This window comes from Arsukibacterium perlucidum DSM 18276, assembly GCF_000382165.1.
Lineage (GTDB): Bacteria > Pseudomonadota > Gammaproteobacteria > Enterobacterales > Alteromonadaceae > Alishewanella > Alishewanella perlucidum.
Genome location: NZ_KB907719.1, coordinates 1 through 18933 on the forward strand (window position 1 = coordinate 1; position 18933 = coordinate 18933).

The 18933-nt window shown below is 48.6% G+C and carries 17 protein-coding genes; 4 read left to right on the forward strand and 13 right to left on the reverse strand.

What is annotated here, in order from left to right:
• The 4 genes from H141_RS21170 to H141_RS0113365 form a co-directional block, all read right to left on the reverse strand.
• Window positions 1-192 (reverse strand): transposase (locus H141_RS21170; RefSeq protein ID WP_157610922.1); only part of this gene is annotated, 192 nt, incomplete at its 3' end.
• 325 nt (window positions 193-517) lie between these two features.
• Window positions 518-682 carry a hypothetical protein gene (locus H141_RS21770; protein WP_019676781.1) on the reverse strand — a complete coding sequence of 55 codons (165 nt, stop codon included), beginning with the start codon at window positions 680-682 and terminating at the stop codon, window positions 518-520.
• Between the two features lie 167 nt (window positions 683-849).
• Window positions 850-1602, reverse strand: a complete 753-nt coding sequence (locus H141_RS0113360) for an esterase/lipase family protein (protein WP_157610924.1) — start codon at window positions 1600-1602, stop codon at window positions 850-852.
• 54 nt (window positions 1603-1656) lie between these two features.
• Window positions 1657-2574, reverse strand: a complete 918-nt coding sequence (locus H141_RS0113365) for a matrixin family metalloprotease (protein ID WP_019676784.1) — start codon at window positions 2572-2574, stop codon at window positions 1657-1659.
• A 230-nt stretch (window positions 2575-2804) separates the two neighbouring features.
• Here H141_RS0113365 and H141_RS0113370 point away from each other — a divergent pair, with 230 nt between their 5' ends.
• Together H141_RS0113370 and H141_RS0113375 are read left to right on the forward strand one after the other, a co-directional pair.
• Window positions 2805-3485, forward strand: coding sequence for a glutathione S-transferase family protein (locus H141_RS0113370; protein ID WP_026349454.1), 681 nt, complete (start codon window positions 2805-2807; stop codon window positions 3483-3485).
• Window positions 3486-3564: 79 nt separating this feature from the next.
• On the forward strand, window positions 3565-3903 hold the full coding sequence (locus H141_RS0113375; RefSeq protein WP_019676786.1) for a YajD family HNH nuclease: 339 nt from the start codon (window positions 3565-3567) through the stop codon (window positions 3901-3903).
• 52 nt (window positions 3904-3955) lie between these two features.
• Here H141_RS0113375 and H141_RS20785 read toward each other — a convergent pair whose 3' ends face one another.
• On the reverse strand, window positions 3956-4528 hold the full coding sequence (locus H141_RS20785; protein WP_051090410.1) for an ion transporter: 573 nt from the start codon (window positions 4526-4528) through the stop codon (window positions 3956-3958).
• 137 nt (window positions 4529-4665) lie between these two features.
• On the reverse strand, window positions 4666-5025 hold the full coding sequence (locus H141_RS20790; protein ID WP_019676787.1) for an NYN domain-containing protein: 360 nt from the start codon (window positions 5023-5025) through the stop codon (window positions 4666-4668).
• 371 nt (window positions 5026-5396) lie between these two features.
• On the opposite strand from H141_RS20790, the gene H141_RS0113390 reads away from it, so the two are divergent.
• Window positions 5397-7676 (forward strand): EAL domain-containing protein, encoded by a 2280-nt coding sequence (locus H141_RS0113390; RefSeq protein ID WP_019676789.1) that lies wholly within the window; start codon window positions 5397-5399, stop codon window positions 7674-7676.
• Window positions 7677-7804: 128 nt separating this feature from the next.
• Here the strand turns inward: H141_RS0113390 and H141_RS0113400 are convergent, their stop codons facing one another.
• Window positions 7805-8044 (reverse strand): hypothetical protein, encoded by a 240-nt coding sequence (locus tag H141_RS0113400; RefSeq protein WP_019676791.1) that lies wholly within the window; start codon window positions 8042-8044, stop codon window positions 7805-7807.
• 760 nt (window positions 8045-8804) lie between these two features.
• Between H141_RS0113400 and H141_RS0113405 the strand changes: the two genes are divergently transcribed.
• Entirely contained in the window at window positions 8805-10181 is a 1377-nt protein-coding gene (locus tag H141_RS0113405; RefSeq protein ID WP_169337181.1) for a diguanylate cyclase, read from the forward strand.
• 31 nt (window positions 10182-10212) lie between these two features.
• Here the strand turns inward: H141_RS0113405 and H141_RS0113410 are convergent, their stop codons facing one another.
• The 6 genes from H141_RS0113410 to H141_RS0113435 all read right to left on the reverse strand — a co-directional run bounded on the left by H141_RS0113410 (window position 10213) and on the right by H141_RS0113435 (window position 18873).
• Window positions 10213-10590, reverse strand: coding sequence for a DUF1622 domain-containing protein (locus H141_RS0113410; protein WP_019676793.1), 378 nt, complete (start codon window positions 10588-10590; stop codon window positions 10213-10215).
• 117 nt (window positions 10591-10707) lie between these two features.
• Window positions 10708-11184 (reverse strand): NYN domain-containing protein, encoded by a 477-nt coding sequence (locus H141_RS0113415; RefSeq protein ID WP_019676794.1) that lies wholly within the window; start codon window positions 11182-11184, stop codon window positions 10708-10710.
• 34 nt (window positions 11185-11218) lie between these two features.
• Entirely contained in the window at window positions 11219-11782 is a 564-nt protein-coding gene (locus H141_RS0113420; RefSeq protein WP_051090412.1) for a hypothetical protein, read from the reverse strand.
• A 106-nt stretch (window positions 11783-11888) separates the two neighbouring features.
• On the reverse strand, window positions 11889-12449 hold the full coding sequence (locus tag H141_RS0113425) for a TMEM165/GDT1 family protein (RefSeq protein ID WP_019676796.1): 561 nt from the start codon (window positions 12447-12449) through the stop codon (window positions 11889-11891).
• 74 nt (window positions 12450-12523) lie between these two features.
• Window positions 12524-15604: an efflux RND transporter permease subunit gene (locus H141_RS0113430; protein ID WP_019676797.1), complete on the reverse strand. Its 3081-nt coding sequence runs from the start codon at window positions 15602-15604 to the stop codon at window positions 12524-12526.
• Window positions 15601-18873: an efflux RND transporter permease subunit gene (locus H141_RS0113435; RefSeq protein ID WP_019676798.1), complete on the reverse strand. Its 3273-nt coding sequence runs from the start codon at window positions 18871-18873 to the stop codon at window positions 15601-15603. The genes H141_RS0113430 and H141_RS0113435 overlap by 4 nt, the downstream gene beginning before the upstream one ends.
• Between the last annotated feature and the right edge of the window lie 60 nt (window positions 18874-18933).

Below are 18933 nucleotides of genomic sequence, written 5' to 3' on the forward strand. Positions count from 1 at the left end.
AAAACGCCGGTAGATGGCGCTCCAATCTCCAAAAGCTTCTGGCACATCGCGCCAAGGGCAACCGACCCGCATCCGATACAAAATGCCTTCGAAAGTATTTCTGTGTTCGGGCTTGTCATATACGCGGCCCGTTTTAAGCATCAATCTGATTAGCTTTGACCAGTACTCGTCTGTTAACATTGTTCTTGGCATGATGGGTTGTCATGGTTAGTTTTTGGCGAAAGTAATTATACCAGCCCATCATGCTGTCTAATAATCCATCACGAAAGATCAACAAGCCCTAGTATCAGACAATTTTTCAATCTTCTTTCCTTGGTTGTTTAAGCTTATGGTCAAGCGTTTTTATTTGCCCGAACGACTGGTATGACGCTAAAAACGGTCAGACAATCTTTTCCCAGCTATATTTGACAAAAAAATTAACCTGGTCAAGGGTTTATTTGCTGTAAAAACTAAGGGCGCAATAGTGCGCCCCTACTGTGGTTGATTGTGTAAATGAAAACTTCACTTTCATACCCGGCTACGGGTCAGTTAGTCTGGCTTTAACAATATCTATCAGCTCCTGACCTTTATATGCCGCCAACTCAGGTTCAATTTTTTGCAGGATTTGAGCGGCCTGCTCTATCGCCGAGGCAACAACCTCAGGCTTTTCCTCTACCAGCATTTGCTGCAGTGTTTTTGCCATGCTAGTTACTCCTGTTGTAATTTGGCGCGGGCAATATCATCCAAAGCTTTGGCGACAAAGCTGGCATCAGCATCACATTCAGCAATAGACGCTTCAAGATCTGTCACCAGCCATTGAGGTAATTTTAGCAGTTGGCAATCGTAACGCGAAAACACTAAATCAGAGTTTTAAATCGTATTCGCTTTGAGCGTAGACTGCGCCGGACAGGCAAACTGCTGCGCTTTGTCGCCGCTAAATTTACCTGCTTTTAAAAAGTGTAGTACCTGCTTAATCACCTTTTGCCGTTTCATCAGAAACGGATGCGACACCTCTACTGTAACCAGGGCGCACATGCCTTGTACTTTGGTGTTTGCAACCGACACCTTGCCATCATCGGGGTTAGGCAAAAACGTAGACAAAATAAGATTAATAGAACGGGTTCCGGCAATTACTCCCAGCTCAAAACTTACCGGCCCCAGTTGTTTGGGTAAATCTTGTTCGCCTGTGCCCAACTGGATACCGGCCGGGCCGTTAAACGCCTTAAAAACGGGCACATCTTTTAAATTATCTACCACCTGGCTGCCTTGATTTGGCGGCCCCATCATCACTACCCTGCCTAAATCTGCAATAACATTGTCTTGCAGATACTGGCGCAGCAAAATGCCGCCCATCGAATGAGTAACAAAGTGAATAATATCAGTTTGCTTTTCCCGGCACTGCGCCAATGCCGGCGGGATAACCATGGGCGCTAACGCTTCAATAGCATGCTTGCGGGAAGGGTAATCGACATTGACGGTATGGTAACCGGCATCAGTAAGCTCCTGCTGCATCGTCTCCATAGCACCGGCACTGCGGGCCAGACCATGCAGCAGCACCACGCAGTCTGCACCGACGCTGTTAAAGGACATCAATAGCAAAACAGCTGACAGTATTATTCGCATAGCTTCCTTAAGCTGCCCGGAGCTGAACACGGTGATATATTACAGGGCACATTATCAAAACCCACACTGTTGCTTCAGCGCGGCAACATCCTCCGCTGTCGGGCCTGTTTGCTGTGGGTTCAGGGCGTAGTGCATTAGCGCGGCATCGTTATCGGTATGGCCCAGCCCCATAGCGTGGCCAAATTCGTGGCCGATAGTAAGCTGCAATGCTGCAACAGTGCTGTAGGCGAAAATAGTCATATTACGTTTGCCGTTAATAATTTCCATTAAACCTACTTCGGCGGCTAAAGGTGGCGGCTGATCTGTTAGTAATGCATTGCGATCATTCACAGTGTCATTCAGATATTGTTGTTCACGCTGCAATTGGGCTTGCTGTTCGTTTAAGCGCTTAGCCTGTTGTTGCAACTGTTGCTCGCGTTGTTGTAATCGCTGCTGTTGTTGCTGCAGCGCAGCCAGGTTAGCCTGATTAGCGTTGGCGGCTTGCTGATTAAACACGGCGATATCGGCGGCAAACTGCTGGTTTTGTTGGGCGAATTCCCGCAGACGCTGCTGTAACTGCTCGCTTTGCCGTGCCAGTATCGCTGCACGCTGATCGATATTGCTGTCATAGCGCTGAATATTGCGCTCAAGCAATGCCTGTTGCAGCAATAGTTGCTGGCGCTGGTCGTAGCGAAAGTTAATCGGAAAACCGTCCATGCTATCATAACGAAACAGCTCCTGGCCAACAGCCATATTCCATTGAGCAGCTGCATTGTGGGCGGCCTGTTCAGCTTGATCCGCCGTTAAAGCAAACGCAGGGTCCATCTGGCCAATCCGCCAGAGTACCGGCGTCTGACACAATTTTTGTTGCATAGCTTTTTCTGCCAGTTGCTTCAGCGCCTGGGGCTCTGGCCGCTCAGCAGCGAACCAGGCCGAAAGCAGCAGATAACTGCCCAGCAATAGCAACATAAGAAATATCAGTCTGGCGAGCATGGTTTAACCTTATATTAGGGCACTATTTTACCCCCTACTTTATCCGCCCTTAGTTTATACACCGTTGCTGTAGTTCTGCAATTATCACTGGTACCTTCACCTGCTATTTGTCTTAATATCTGGTAATCCTTACTCTACGCCGCCACCAGTAGCGGAAATTCAAACTATCTGATGCTTGAAGCCAGGTTATAACCAGCGTAATCTTTAACGACGTAGCCATGGAGGTGCCTGTGTATCAATTGTTTATTGCCAATAAAAACTACTCGTCCTGGTCGCTTCGGCCCTGGTTATTAATGCAGCAGCTGAGTATTCCGTTCGACGAAAAATTGCAGCAATTTCAGCTCGACAACTATGAGAATTTCCGCCGGTTTTCACCAACAGCAACGGTGCCATGCCTGCATGATGGCGATACAGTAGTGTGGGAGTCGCTGGCTATTGTCGAATATCTGGCCGAACGTCATGTCGGGGTCTGGCCGGCAGATGCTGCAGCTCGCAACTATGCACGTTGTGCCGCCAGTGAAATGCATGCTGGCTTCAGTACGCTGCGCAATGTCTGCACTATGAATTGCGGGGCACGGGTAAAGCTAAATAACCCGCCGCCAGCGCTGGCTAAAGATTTAGCCAGGCTGGACGAGCTATGGTTGCAAGGGTTAGATCAGTTTGGCGGGCCTTTTTTAACCGGAACTTCTTTTACTGCTGTTGACGCGTTTTTTGCCCCTGTGGCATTTCGGGTGCAAAGTTATGATTTGCAGCTAAGCGCAAACGCCATGGCCTATGTTAAGCGTTTGCTTGCTCTGCCGGCGATGCAAGCCTGGTATCAGGCAGCGTTACTGGAAAGTTGGCGCGAACCAGGCCATGAAGCAGAAATGGGTTTATATGGCACCATCGTTAAGGATTACCGGCAGAATTGACGTCAAAAACCAGTGTGGTCAGTAATTAGCTGAGGTATGCTTAGCCTCAGCATAAACTGAAACCGGAAAGATCAGTGAAATGAATAAAAACAGCAGCGGCGCCCAGGCCTATCAGCAGCAGGAACAGGGCTATCGTGACAAAGCGTTAAAAATGTATCCCTGGGTATGTGGCCGCTGTGCCCGCGAGTTTCTCCATTCTAATTTGCGCGAGCTAACGGTACATCATATTGATCATAACCATAGTAATAACCCCAGCGACGGCAGTAACTGGGAGTTGCTCTGTATTTATTGTCACGACAACGAGCACAATAAATTTCACGAATATGTGATGTACGGCGGCACCACTGAACAAAAAGTTGCCGCAGCTACCCATAACCCTTTTGCTGATTTAAAAGCATTGCTGAATAAGCCGAAGTGATTTTTGTTAGCCTAATTATCTTTGTAGTGTAAGGTTTGATGGCGCTTTTCCATCAGCTCACGCAGTATGGCTGCTTCGGTATGACTAATGCCCAGCTCAGCCCGAAGCCGTTGTAACAGCGGTTCGGACTCCACGGCAAAGCGGCCATCTTTAAATGCCTGATCCAGCGCCAGTTGAAAAACTGCCGACGACGGGACAATTGTTCAGAAAAACCTGTCGCCAGAATACCTGCCGGCAGCGCTACCATACCAATGCCCACAATAGTGATTAAACCACCAAACAACCGGCCTAAATCGGTAACCGGAGTCACATCACCATACCCTACCGTGGTGAGCGTAACCAACGCCCACCACATGGCCTGTGGAATAGAGCTGAAGTGCTCAGGTTGGACATCTTTTTCTAAGGTGTACATGGCGCACGCTGCCACCAGCATAATAATAAACAGTACCGAAAAAGCGGCAAAGAGTGAAAGACGCTCTTCTTTAAATACATTCAGCAACAACTGCATGGCTCGGGAATAGCGGCTGAGTTTAAATACACGCAGTAAGCGAACCACCCGCAGATAGCGCTTATCCTGCTCTGTGGATGGCTCCAGACATTTCGCCATAACGCTACGCGATATCATCTTTTATCCTTAGTATTATATTTACAACTTACCAATAAGTTGGCAGCTCCTTACAATAAGTAAATAAGCTGCGTTGAGGAAGTGTAACGATATTCCTCACTGCTGGTTTCACAGCATCCGGGCGCAATAATGCGCCCCTACGGCAGCAGTAAGGCTTCGTCAATAGCAATAAAACGGCTGGCGGCTTTAATCAGTGCCTGGGCAGTCAAGCCTTCCACGCCGTATATCTCTACTTCTGTTTCGTATTTAGCGATGAGTTTTTCTGCCAACAGGCCGAAGTCACCATCACCGGAGGCCAGTACCAACACATCGCTATGCTGACCGTATTCAATAGCATCCAGCGTGATACCCACATCCCAATCGCCTTTAGCACTGCCGTCTGCGCGCTGAATAAACGGCTTAAGTTTTACCTCAAAACCAATGGCGCGCAGAATATTTTGAAGCTGGCGCTGCTTTTCATCGCCACGATTAATTGCATAGGCAATGGCTTTGACCACAGTTCACCCGGCCGTTACCTGCCGCCCAAAGGCGTTGTAGTCAAAATTGCGGCCAAAAACCTCACGGCTGGTGCAATAGATGTTTTGCACATCAACTAATATTGTCACGCCAGACATTGCAGGCCTCCAATTTACAAAGCGCTAAGCTAACCGCCTGATCTTCTGGCTGCAAGTTTATTTTACCGAGGGTTATGTCAGCTACAGCGCAACTCAACTGAAAAAACATTCTATTTAACATAAATTTACATACTTTACGTTGCCTGACACCGGCACATCCGTTAACCTAATGACCACAAACAGGGAACGTTTTAACAATTAATTTGTACCAATAATGCACGGATGCAGCCTTAGCCTTTTATCACGGAAATACTATGTTAAGCCGTATTAAGCAGCTACTGTTGTTAACTGAAGACGATTTGGGCTCAACCTCAGTAAATCACCTGCAGCAAAGTACCTTGCGCATTATCCTAAGTTCCGGCTTGTTATTGGTGCTCAGTATTGCAGTGCACAGTTCATGGCAGGCTTATCAGGCCGAAGCCTGGTACATTATCGGCATTACTTCGGGCTTTTATCTTACCTTGCTACTGGCGCTGTATTTTTCAGCAAAATCATTAGCATTAAGTAAAATACTGCTGCTGTTCACCGTTTTTGGTGCAGGCCTATGCATGCTGCTGTTTATCGATAATTTTGAGCTGTCAAAACTGGGGGTGATTTTTGTATACACCGCGCCGGTTATTGCCATGCTGTTTTTCTCCCGCACGATGACAATCATCGTCATGCTGCTGAACATTATTCCCTATTTGTTCCTGATGTTTGGCAGTGGGCCAATAAGTCTGTTTAATATCTCCATTATCTTGCCTTCTACCCCAGCGTATTTACACAGCTTGTTATTTTTATTTTTTAATCTCTGTATCCCCCTTGCGGTTATGCGGGTGATAAGCACGTTAAAGCGTAATGCTGTGGCATTAAAACAGCAAAATGACATTATTAGTCAAAGTAATAATTTATATGAAGACATCTTTGATCATCAGGCTAAGGCTACCCTGCTGGTTAACAGCCACGGTGCAATTTTAAAAGCCAATACTAAAGCGAAAAGTCTGCTAAGAATTGATGAGGCAGCTGATCACAATATCAAAGATTTATTGAAAGTTACTGACAATTCACAATCCTGTTTCTGGCTTGGCCATGAAGCAGAATGCACCCTACAGGCAACACCTTCCATCCATATATTGTTAAATCATCTGTGTCGAACCCAGCAGCATCATATAGTACAACTGGACAATATCACTCCACTAAAAGAACTCCACCAAAAACTCACGTCCAACGATCAAAAACAAAATTTATGGCGAAATTACGATACGCTGACGGCACTTCCGGAACAAAATTTTTTTCTGCAGCTGGTCAAACAATATGGTGAATGTAAAGCAGGCAGCCTTATGGTTATTGTCCGATTAGCCAATATTAAGGCTTTTAACCATGCCCATAGTTACCAGGCTGGTGATGAGCTGTTAGCCGTGTTTGCCCGTGATTTCCAACTAGCCTTTATTGAAAACACCCTGACTGCCAGATTGCGTGGGGTTAAGTTTATACTGTGGCGGCCCATGCCTGAGCACAGCACATCTTTTAGTGATGAAGTGCTCACCATTCAACGTTTACTGCCAAAACAGTTAAGCCTTAGCACTGGCATCCTGCAGCCGATGTATGAAATGGGGGTAAGTATCTCGAATCACACTCTGGCAACGCCAGAGCTGATGCTGGAGCAATGTGAAGCAGCACTGGAATCAGCCGATGCTTATACCAGGCCTATATCTTATTATCAGGCCGACATTCTGGAGCAGCGCAATCAGCAATTAAAACTGCTGGCCGCATTTAAAAAGGCATTGCAGCTAGATACACCCACTTTGTGGTTACAACCCAAAGTTAAGCCCGATGGCACTATTATCAGCTTTGAGGCCTTACTGCGCTGGCAAGATAATGATGGCAACTTTATTGCTCCTGATAATTTGGTGACGCTTGCTGAGCAATATGGCTTTATTGTTCAACTATCACTTAGCATATTAGCGAAGGCCATAACAATTATTAAGCTGTTTCAGCAACAAAGCATTACCTATCCTGTCGCTATTAATCTGACCGGCTCTGACTTGCTTTGTGATGAGTTTTACAACACACTGATAGATATTGCCACACACCAACCTCAATTGCTGAGCATGCTCAGCCTGGAACTCACCGAGAATAGTGTTGTCCGCCATCAGCAGCCATTATTTAACAAGCTATTGGTTCTGACTCGTTTAGGTTACGTCATTGCCCTGGATGATTTTGGTACCGGCCAGGCTTCACTGAGTACCTTAAGCCAATTACCAGTAAGCACAATTAAACTCGACAGAACCTTTTTGCAAAACATTCCTGCAGATCAACGTCAGACTCAGCTTATTCAATCAGTAATGCAAATGGCAAAAACCTTAAAGCTAGCAGTTATTATTGAAGGTGTGGAAACGGATATCCAACGTCGTTTCCTGCAGTCTCTGGGGGCGCAAATGATGCAGGGATATTATTTCTCCAGACCATTACCGGTCGATCATTGGTTACGTCAACTTAGCGGCTTTACAACCGAAAGTTCTTTCGCCAAACCCCAATACGTTGCTGCCGAATAATTCCTACAGTTGCACCAGGCCACCCATGCTTATCAGCGGCAGGAACAAGGCTATCGCGATAAGTAGCAGCCAATGCCCTTTTACTTGCATTGATCTGGTTACTGCTTTAATACAGCTGTCGTTGAAACTCAATGACGTATAACGATTTTAGGCGCCGTGTCAATTTCACCCTCTTGATTGATAGCCGCAAAGCGATCACCTGCCCGCAGAACAGCTAAATTACCCGAGCTCTCATGTCGAACGAACGCCAGTTCGTAACCATAACGCTGAAGTTCGGCGGCAGAAAATTTTTGTGCCAGATTAAGTTCATCCCAGAACGGTTGTAGTTCCCTAGTCGACTGACGCCTTTCAATAAGTGCAGTTTGCATCAGGTACCCACCTTTTGTGATATGACGAACACTATGTCAGGTTGAATCATTAACGATTCCCCCACCTTTTGGCCTGGTTCATAAATTGGCCAGCTTCAGCATATTAAATTTTTGCTTAAGTGATACAGTCACAACAGACCAACGGTTTAGTTTTCTGATAAACGGTATCTGCGATAACCATAGCCGCTACTGTTAAAAAATTGATGCCACTGCGACCAGAGAACAGAGAACAGAGAACAGAGAACAGAGAACAGAGAACCAAGTATTAACGGTAATATCCGGTTGTTAAACAGTTCCATGCGTTTTAAGAATGCTGTCGGTATAGCCGAACCCAGAAGGTAGTTTCAAAAATGACACCAAGCAACAGAAAAGCAAGTCCTCCAGCCGGAATGCCAAGCACATAACACCCCACAGCAGCTAACAAGCATAATATTGTCAGGCACCATCTTTTAATAAAATTCATTGCCTTTTCCTTATAATTTTGTAACCCGCTTAAACTATGCCTGCATTTAACTGTAAATCAAGAGTTTGTGTTTTTAATTGTTCAAAAAAATAGCATTCGCACTTTTACTCATCAGGCACTACTATCAATAAAAAACATTAATGTTAACTAATAAGCAGTTAGCGTTCAGGCATACTGACTTTACCTGATGGCGTATTGACAATGTGGCTTACTACAAAATTAACGGCTTCGGCACGCTGCACATTTTCCCGGCCGCTGACACTATTTTGGCTGTTTTTTAGCCTGGGGCTTGCTGGTATGCTGCCATCTCTCAGCCAGGCAGATAGCACGGCCGCCCTCCCTATTGAGCAACCGGTACCCTATTGCGTTGATCCTGACTGGATGCCTTATGAAGCCATCAGAGACGGTGTTCATGTCGGAATTTCTGCTGATTATCTGCAGCTTATTACCAGAAAAACGGGTATTCAGTTTCAGCTGGTTCCCACCTCGTCCTGGCAGGAATCGCTGCAACTATTGCAAAGTGGTGATTGCCAGTTATCACCTATGCTAAACCGCTCCGCAACGCGTGATAATTATCTGCAATTTTCGGAAGTGTATTTCCGTTCGCCTAACGTGTTGGTATCGTTGCGGGAGCAACCATTTTTACAAAGTCTTGAGAACATCGGCAATCGCGCTTTGGCAGTGCCGCATGGCTACCGGTTACTTGAATATGTTGAACGCTACTACCCGCAAACTAAACTGGTACGGGTGGAAAACGAGCCTGCCGGACTGGCAGCCGTTGCCAGTGGTAAAGCGGATTTATTTATCGGCTCACTGTATTCAATTAACAGCCAGATCCAGCAAAATTCGTTATATCAGCTAAAAATAGCCGGCTGGGTCGGATTAGAAGACGAACTTAGGATTGGCGTCACTAATCGTTATCAAGCACTTATTCCCATTCTTAATCAAGCGCTGCGAAATATCAGTGAGCAGGAACAAATTAGCATTTACCAAAAGTGGACCAGAATAGACGTTATTACAGTGAACAATTACAAGTTGTTGTGGCAGGTCGGCGGTATTGCAATTGCTATTATTCTGCTGCTCAGTATCTGGAATTACCGCAGTCGCTATTATAATCAGCGGTTACAGCAGCAAAATCAACAGCTGGAACAATCCCAGCATGAATTGAAAAAAGCCGTCACAGAACTGGAGTTTTTATCTAATCACGATCCGCTGACCCGGCTCTATAACCGCAATCACTTTGACTCAGTTATACAGCAGGAGCAGCGCCGTTCAACCCAATCAGAGCAAACGCTCAGCCTTATCGTTATTGACATTGATTATTTCAAAGATATTAACGACAAGCATGGACACAGTGTCGGCGATGCCATTCTGCGGGAACTGGCCGACATTATTCTGGCAGAAGTGCGCGAGCATGATCAGGTAACCCGCTGGGGCGGCGAGGAGTTTGTCATTTTATGTCAGCATACTACCGCCGCAGAAGCAAAAGCCTTATGCAAACGGATTACCGTGGCGCTTACTCAACACACTTTTACCAACAACATCAGTCTGAGTTGCAGTTTCGGCATTGCCGAACAGGCCCCCCAGGAAAACCTGCTGCACTGTTTTGAGCGCGCAGATAAAGCTCTGTATCAGGCCAAAGAAGCTGGCAGAAACCAGATTTGCCTGGCATGACAAACAAGCTGATATATTGCTAACAGCTTTGCTACTCAGCGGTTTCAGGCTGGTTCAGTTGCCATGGCCACTTCCCAGTCAGTTCTACCTCCAGCGTAAAACTCAAAAATGTCCGTATCAGCACCACCAGCGCCAGCACCCCAACCGTGGTAAAGGTCAGTTCCACCGCCACCGTATGAATAATATCGGCGGCAATTAAAAACTCCAGCCCCAATAAAATACCGCGGCCCAGCCGCTGCCGGATTTCCTGCTGAATAGCACGGGGTGAGTCGCGTTTAATCAGCCGGATAATGCCATGCAACAACGAATACACGGCAATAACAGTAATAATGCCAATGCCAAGCATCTCAATTGCAACAGCACACCATTCGGGCCATGAGCCCAACAGGTTAGTTACGCCTTCTGTCAAAATACCTCCGTTAGCAATACTGCAGTCAGCTCAATTTGCCTAAAGCATAGCCTACCCTCAGATACAGTGATAACAGCAGCAAACTAACCGGAGTGATTTTAAAAAAACTTACCGGAATTAACCTAACAACAACTGCGGGCCAATTGGCATAAAACGGCTGGCCGCATTAACCAGTGCCTGGGCGGTCAGGCTGGGAACACCATACACTTCAACTTCGGTCTGATAATTACCAATCAAGCGCTCTGCCAGCAAGGCAAAGTCACCGTCACCGGAGGCCAGCACCAGCACATCACTATGCTGGCCATACTCAATAGCATCAAGGGTAATTCCAACATCCCAGTCGCCTTTGGCTGAGCCATCGGCCCGCTGGATAAAGGGTTTTAGTTTTACCTCAAAGCCAATAGCCCGCAGAATATTCTGAAACTGGCGCTGCTTTTCATCGCCGCGATCTATGGCATAGGCTATCGCTTTATCCACCTTGCGCCCGGCTGTCACCTCTGCCCAGAATGCGTTGTAGTCAAAACTTTTGCCAAAAGCCTGGCGGCTGGTGTAGTAGATGTTCTGCACATCAACCAAAATAGTGACGCTGTTCATCCGCTTCCTTAAATGTGCCCCTCAGGGAGTCAGGTTATTCAGAGGTGGCAGTTAAGTTCGCCTGTGCCGGCAAAATACTGCCCGGTAACCTGCTGGCGAGGTTAATTAACCGCTGTTGATTCTGTTTTAGCGCCACCTTGTCGGCCTCAGTTAAACAGGTCTCTACTACCACAATCATATTGTCTGTTTGGGCCAGCAGTTGTTCGGCCTGCTGGCGCTGGGCTTGTGGTAAAAACGGTAACGTTTGCCGGGTAACCGATAACACAGGTTGCAGTGATTGTAACAATGGCCAGCTGCCTTTGGCGGTTAATTCCATAAATAATGGCGGACTTAGCTGATGTTCAGCCAGAATTTTATCGACTTCAGCCAGGTAACTTTTACCCTGCTGCTGCGCCCGCATCTCAGTCGCATGCCGCGGCCAGTCGCAGTGGCGCTGCAGCCTTACTTTATGCAATGAACCTACATCATCCTGCTGAATTTTGGCCAGCTTCGGTAAAGCTGCCTCCAGCCGGCTCAGGTTTTGCTCGGTCAGCACCGTAACAGCATAAGCAGGAACAACGGCCAGTAAACCCGCGCCAAACAGCATTGTTTTTATCATAATAATTCTCTCCGGTTGCCGGGAAACGCCAGCATTTTTGTATTGCATAGCGCTATCAGAACCGATCCCGGCTGAACCCTGGCTGATAACAGGCAGCGTAAATTGCCTATGCTGAAACTATGGTTATTAACCCCAGGATGATAAAAACTGCACAGGCGATACGCCGGGCCCAGTCCAGCGACACTTTCTGTAACAGCCAGCTGCCGGCATATACTACCGGCACATTGGCCGCCAGCATGCCAAGGGTGGTACCCCAAATTACCATCCAGACTGCGTCCTCAAAGGTTGCCGCCAGAATAACAGTCGCGATCTGGGTTTTATCGCCAATTTCGGCCAGAAAAAACAAAATACAACTGGCCGCAAAAGCGCCGTATTTCAGTACCCCGGTCTCATTACTGTCATCTTTATCAGGAATAAGCAGCCATAAACCAACAACAATAAAAGAGCCACCGAGTAACCAGGGGCCAATGGCCGGCGCTATAAACTGAGCCAGCCAGACACCCAGCCAGGCTGAAGCAGCATGGTTTAATAAGGTCGCCACCAGAATACCGGCAATAATGGCACCTTTAGCCCGAAACCTGGCCGCCAGAAATAATGATAATAATTGAGTTTTGTCGCCAATTTCAGCGATGGCAACGGCAGAAAACGAGGAAAACAAAGCGTCCATTACAACTCTCAGAGGCGAACTTGCGAAAGGCGGCAGGCATTGTATGAACTCTGCCCGCCGGTCGCAACGTAAAATTAGCCTGGTGGCTGCGCAGATTTTGCCGCCAGCAACACCTTGTCGCTGATTTTTCTGCTACTGCTGACCAGCCGGCTGCAGGCAGCGCGCAGTTTTAACAAACCGTAGTAGGTTAACGGTACTAACAGCAAACTGGTTAAGGTTGAGAACAGCAGCCCGCCAATAATGGCAATAGCCATCGGTGCATAACTGGGACCACCGCCACCGATCTGGGTGCCGCCCATCGCCAGTGGCAGCAAGCCGAGCACTGTGGTGGATACGGTCATTAATATCGGCTTTAAACGTGCTTCACAGGCATGAATAATGGTCGTTTTCAGGTCCTGCAATGGCAGCAACTCGCGGTCCTGATTTATCCTGTCGACCAGCACAATGCCGTTATTAACCACAATGCCCATCAGCACCAGCATCCCAATCATACCCATTACCCCCATGCCGGTGCCGGTTAGCAGGAAAGTCCAGAACACCCCTACCAGGGAAAAAAGCAACGAACCAATGACCGCAGTAGGCAGTAACAACGATTCAAATAACGCGGCCATCACGATATAGATCATCGCTACGGCCAGCAGCATATTTACCATCATTACCTGTTGCTCTTCATCCTGGCGCTCGAAACTCCCCCGGAACGACCAGCGGTAACCATCCGGTAAAGCGACACTTTTCATTAATTGCTCAATATCGGCCCGGGCTTTATCCATATCGGAATCTTTGGCCGGGTTCATCTGAATGGCAACGCCAGTGGCGCGGTCAAAGCGGCGGATGCTGGATAACCGCGGCATAATGTTTAAGTCAGCCAGTTGCGCCAGGGTTATCGGCACGCCATTGGCGTTAGTCACCGGCAGTTGTTCCAATTCGGCAACAGATTGGCTGATTTTTTCATCATAAATCAGCCGCAGCAGCAACTCGCCCTGTTCAGGGCTGCGAAAGGTGCGTAAATTCACACCGCGCAGCGCCAGCGCCACACTTTGCGCTACCTGTTGGGCGCTAACACTGTAGCGTTCAAGTTGCTGGTGATTGAGGATAATTTGTACTTCCTGCTGGCCATCGGTTAAGTCAGAGGTAACATCTTCCAGGCTGGGTAACCCTTGCAGCATGGGTACCAGCATTTCAGATAATTCCATCAGTACTTCAGTAGAGTTACCCAGTAAATGCAATTGCATACCGCCACCACCACCCCAGCCAAACACCGGCCGGGCCCGCACCAACATTGGCCAGCCGCTGCGAATTTCATCTTTTAACTGGGTCAGGCTCAGCGGTAGTTGCTCTTTCAGTAAGATAATCGACATGGCATAACCGGCGGTGTAGTAGCTATATACCGACTCGATATGCAGCTCGTCCTGCCGGCTGTACAGGTAGGCTTCCATCAGGCTGACTTCTTCGCGCACTTCTTCCAGGCTGTAATTGCCCTGAATATGATAGTTCAGAAACAAGCGGCCATTGTCGCCGTTATCACCGTTATCTGATCCCATTGAGCCCATTGGCACAGCGATACTGGCCAGTACCAGCACTGCGGCCAACGCCGACAGTTTTGGCCAGTTCATTACCCCTTGCAGGCTGCGCTTGTATAGGCGATCCAGCTTGCTGCCATTAGCGTTCTCAAGCGGGATAACTTTTAATTTGGTGGTTAACAGTGGAATAAGGCTTAGGGCCATCACCAGCGAAATCGCCAGACACAGACAAATCGCTATTGCCACATGCTCGAGGAAAATAGTCAGCTGCATTTTCTGGCCGATAATATTCGGCAGAAATACAATCGCCGTAGTCGCGGTACCAGCCAGCACAGCCAGGCTAACCCTTCGCACACCACGCTCGGTGGCAGCCCGGATATCGCCACCGGCGGCCCGCTCACGAAAGATACTTTCGGTAACCACTACCGCATTATCTACCAACATACCTATGGCCAGCATTAAGCCCATCATGCTTAGAATATTCAGGCTGTAGCCCATAAAGTACATGGCGCCGAGCGCGATAATAATGGCACTGGGCACCGATAACACCACCACCAGAGTGGTGGTTAAATGCCGCAAGAATAAATACAACACCACAAAAGACAACAAGGCGCCAATAGCACCGGCCATTAATAAGTCTTTTAGTGAGGTTGTAACGCCATCAGCAACATCGTCCATAATGTACAGATTAATGCCGTTAAAAGCCGGATTACTGTCGGCCGCTGCCACCACGGCCATTGCGGCCTTAGCCACCTCAACCAGATTAGCACCCGACTCTTTATACACATTCATGCCCACTGCATATGTCTGGTTTAAATGACGACCATCTTCCCGCTTTGGCAGTTCCAGGGCGATGCTGGCGACGTCACGCAGCATTAAACCCGGCCGCACCGGCAGCCGTTCAATTTCAGCCAGCTGTCGGTACTCGCCTAACGGCTTAACTAAAATACTTTGCTCAGCGTTACGAAGCTCACCCGCAGTCAGGGCAAAGTTACTGCCCCGCAGTTGCGCCAATAAGGCGTTGGCATCTACATTCAGGGCTTTTAGTTTATCCGGGTCGAGCCGGATAATGACCTGGCGTTTCTCCACCCCATATAATTCAACCTTAGACACCCCTTGCACCCGTTCCAGCGGCCGTTTTATTTGCTGCTCCAGTAAATCGTAAGCCATCGCCAGATCCCGTTCTGACGATATCCGTAACTGGAATATCGGCATATCGTCGGTGTTGAATTGAAATACCAGCACCCGCTCGACATCATCCGGCAGTAAATGGCGCACCGTATCTATTCGTTCACGCACTTCCAGGCTTTTACTGCCTATATTTTCACTCCAGTTAAATTCCAATGACACTTCGCCACTGTTTTCGTTGGAGAAACTACGCATTTGCTTAATGCCACTTACCGTGGCAAGCGTCTCTTCCAGCGGCCGGGTTATTAATCGCTCGACTTCCGCCGGACTGGCATTGTTATAAGGCACATTGACATACAGCTGCGGAATATCGATACCCGGAAACATTTCCAGCGGTAACAACCTGCTGGCCAGACTTCCGAACAGCAATAATGAAATAAACAACATGGTTACCGTAACGGGCCGGCTTAACGCCAACCGGGTAATGGCTAGTGGTTGCTCAGTCATAAAGCCTCCTGCGCATTGCTATTCACCACAGCATCATCAGAGGATTGCTGTTGCCGGCTGAATAAGCCATACAACACAGGAATAAATACCAGAGTTAACAAGGTAGATAACATCAAACCAAAAATGACGGTAACGGCCATCGGCGCGCGGATTTCACTGCCGTCGCCGCCACCTAATGCCATAGGCAGCAGGCCCAGCACTGTAGTCAGGGTAGTCATCAGTACCGGCCGTAAACGGCTGGCGCCCCCTTCAATAATCGCGTCGGTTAACGCCATTCCGCCCTGCCGTAACTGATTAATCCGGTCTATCAGCACAATGGCATTGTTAACCACAATACCAGCCAGCATAATCAGGCCGATAAATACGATGACAGACAACCGGGTATCGGTTAGCCACAAGCCAAGAATAGCGCCGGCACCAGCCAATGGTACCGTAAACAAAATTAATAAGGGTTGCAGCAGGTTTTCAAACTGCGAAGCCATTACTAAGTACACCAGAAATACCGCCAGCAGTAACGCCATAGTCAGCGAGCCATAAGCCCGCTGCATCTCTTCACTCTGGCCGGCGACAACAGCACTTATGCCAAATGGCAGATTTTGCTGCGCTACGATGTCGCGGGCACTGGCCGTAGCCTGCTCCAGGTCACCAAAAGCCAGGTTAGCACTGACAATCGCCACCCGCTGCTGGCCAACCCGGGTAATTTCACTGGGGCCAAGTTCGCGCCGAATGTCTGCCACAGCTGATAATGGTAACGGCTGGGCACTGCCCGGGTTAATAATCAAGGCCGCTAGCTGTTGCTCGTTTTGCCGGAATTCTTCGGCCAGCCGCACCCGGATATCGATTTTTCTGTCGTTTACCGAATACTGGCCCGCTACCTCACCGCCAACATACACCGCTACCCGTTTTGCGACCTGCTGCGCCGTCATACCCAGCTGCGCCAGCCGGGCATGGTCAAAATACAAGGTTATTTCCGGCTGGCCCGGTCTTAAACTGGTTTTAACATCGGTAAACCGTGGTTCTGCTGCCAGACTGGCCAGCAGCTGATCTGCCGCCTGCTTCAGTTCGGCCAGTTCAAAGCCAGTTAACTCAATTTCCAGCGGGGTAGCGAAACTAAACAGTTCCGGCTTATCGAAACGGGCTTTAACCCCGGCCATACCGGTAATATGCTGGCGCAGCTGCGCTATAACCTGCTGTTCGGCTTGCTCGTCACTACCTGTTTGCATCACAACATTCAGCCTGCCCCAGTGGCTGCCGCCAATGGCCGGGTCTACTGTCATCTGGGCACCGGTTCCTACCTGGCCGTAACTTCGGGCAACGCCGGTCAGCGGTTTGGCAACTGCTGCCAGCTCTTTTAGCACGGCATCGGTTTGTTCAATGGCACTGCCAATCGGCAGTTGCACTTCAACATAAAATTCGCCCTGGCTCAGCTCCGGGATCACATCTGCACCTAGGCGTGGTAACAAGCTGTAACATAGTCCAGCCAGCAACAGGGTACTGCCTATCGTCAACCATTTAGCCTGCAAGGCACCACTTAGTAAACGGCGGTAAGCGCGGGTAAGACCGTCCAGACTGGCTTTAACTACAAACAACAGCGGTTTAAATACCAGCCCGAGGACCCGGCTGACAGCCCGCCACAGCAACGTAAACAGGCTTAGCAGGCCAAGTAAGATAAAATACACGCCTTTAAAAATCATCCCTGGCACCCACCATAAAATCCGGCCAAGTTTATGATACCAGCGGGTTCCTTTTACCTTGGTTACTGCCGGTTCAACATCGGCAGCGCTGCTAACCCGACGCTGACGGGCAGCCATAGTAGGGATCAGGGTCAGCGCTACCACCAGCGATACTAATAACGCGAAAGTAACAGTTAGCGCCTGATCTTTAAAAAGCTGGCCGGCAATACCTTCGACAAACACCAGCGGAAAAAACACTGCTACCGTGGTCAGGGTTGAAGCGGTAATTGCCATTGCCACTTCGCCGGTACCGGTTCTGGCTGCCTCGGGTGCAGATTTACCCTGCTCTTTGTGCCTGGCAATGTTTTCCAGCACTACGATGGCGTTATCTACCAGCAGACCGACTGCCAGCGCGATACCCCCTAAACTCATCATATTCAGAGTAATGCCCTGACCGTACATCAGATTGAAAGTTGCAATAATTGAAACAGGAATAGACACCGAAATAATAACGGTAGCCCAGACATTACGCAGAAATAAATACAGCACCAGCATAGCCAGTAAACCGCCGACTATACCGGCCGATTTTACTTCGCTGATGGCTTGTTTAATAAAAGCTGACTGATCGTATACCAGAGTCAGACTGTAGTCCTGCGGCAGCCCTTTGCGCAGATTAGGCAGCTGAGCCAGCAGCGATTCTGCTACCTTGACCGTGTTCGCATCGCCTTCTTTATAAATGGCGACTTCAATCGCTTCACTGCCATTAACGTAAGTGACACTTTTGCGATCAGCAAAAGCATCTACTACCGTTGCCACATCTTTTAAACGTATTTGTGAATTGCCGACAGTAGCCAGATACAGGTTTTCAATGGCGGATAAATCAGCAAACTGGTTAATGGTTCGCACCAGGAAATCGTAGCCCGGGGTTTCCAGCCGGCCCCCCGCTAAGTTAATATTCTCCTCGGCCAGCCGGCTGCTGATTAAACCGATATCCAGTTGCAGCAGACTCAATTTGTTCGGGTCAACCAATACCTGAATTTCCTGATTCAAGCCGCCGTCCGGCCGCACCGCAGCTATGCCAGGCATGGCTTCCAGTTTGCGGCGCAGGTCTTCCTCAGCGTAAGTGCGCAGCGACACCAGCTCGCGCTCGCTGCTGATACCGCCCTCGCGGCTAAGTGCCAACCGGACTACCGGGTCTAAATTAGGGTTGAATCTTAGCAACAGCGGTTTTTCAATATCCAGTGGCAACATTAAAACATCGAGTTTTTCCCGAACTTCCAGCATGGCCAGATCCATGTCTGTGCCCCAGTCAAACTCCAACACCACATCCGAACGGCCAGATCGCGAGACTGATTGCACTTTGTGCACGCCTTTAACAATGCCCAGCGCTTCTTCAATTGGCTTGCTGACCAACTGCTCTACTTCTACCGGCGCCGCCCCCAGATATTCAGTGCGAATGGTTAAGCTGGGATAGGATAAATCAGGCAGTAAATTGACAGCCAGCCGGCCCGCTGACACTAAGCCAAATAACAGGATGCCAAAGGTAAACATCCATATTGTGACCGGGCGTGCTACCGCTACATCAACCAGTTTCATAATCAATTCCTTATCAGTATTTTCTTATTTTTTGTTCGTTACTGTGGTTATAAGCCCGGC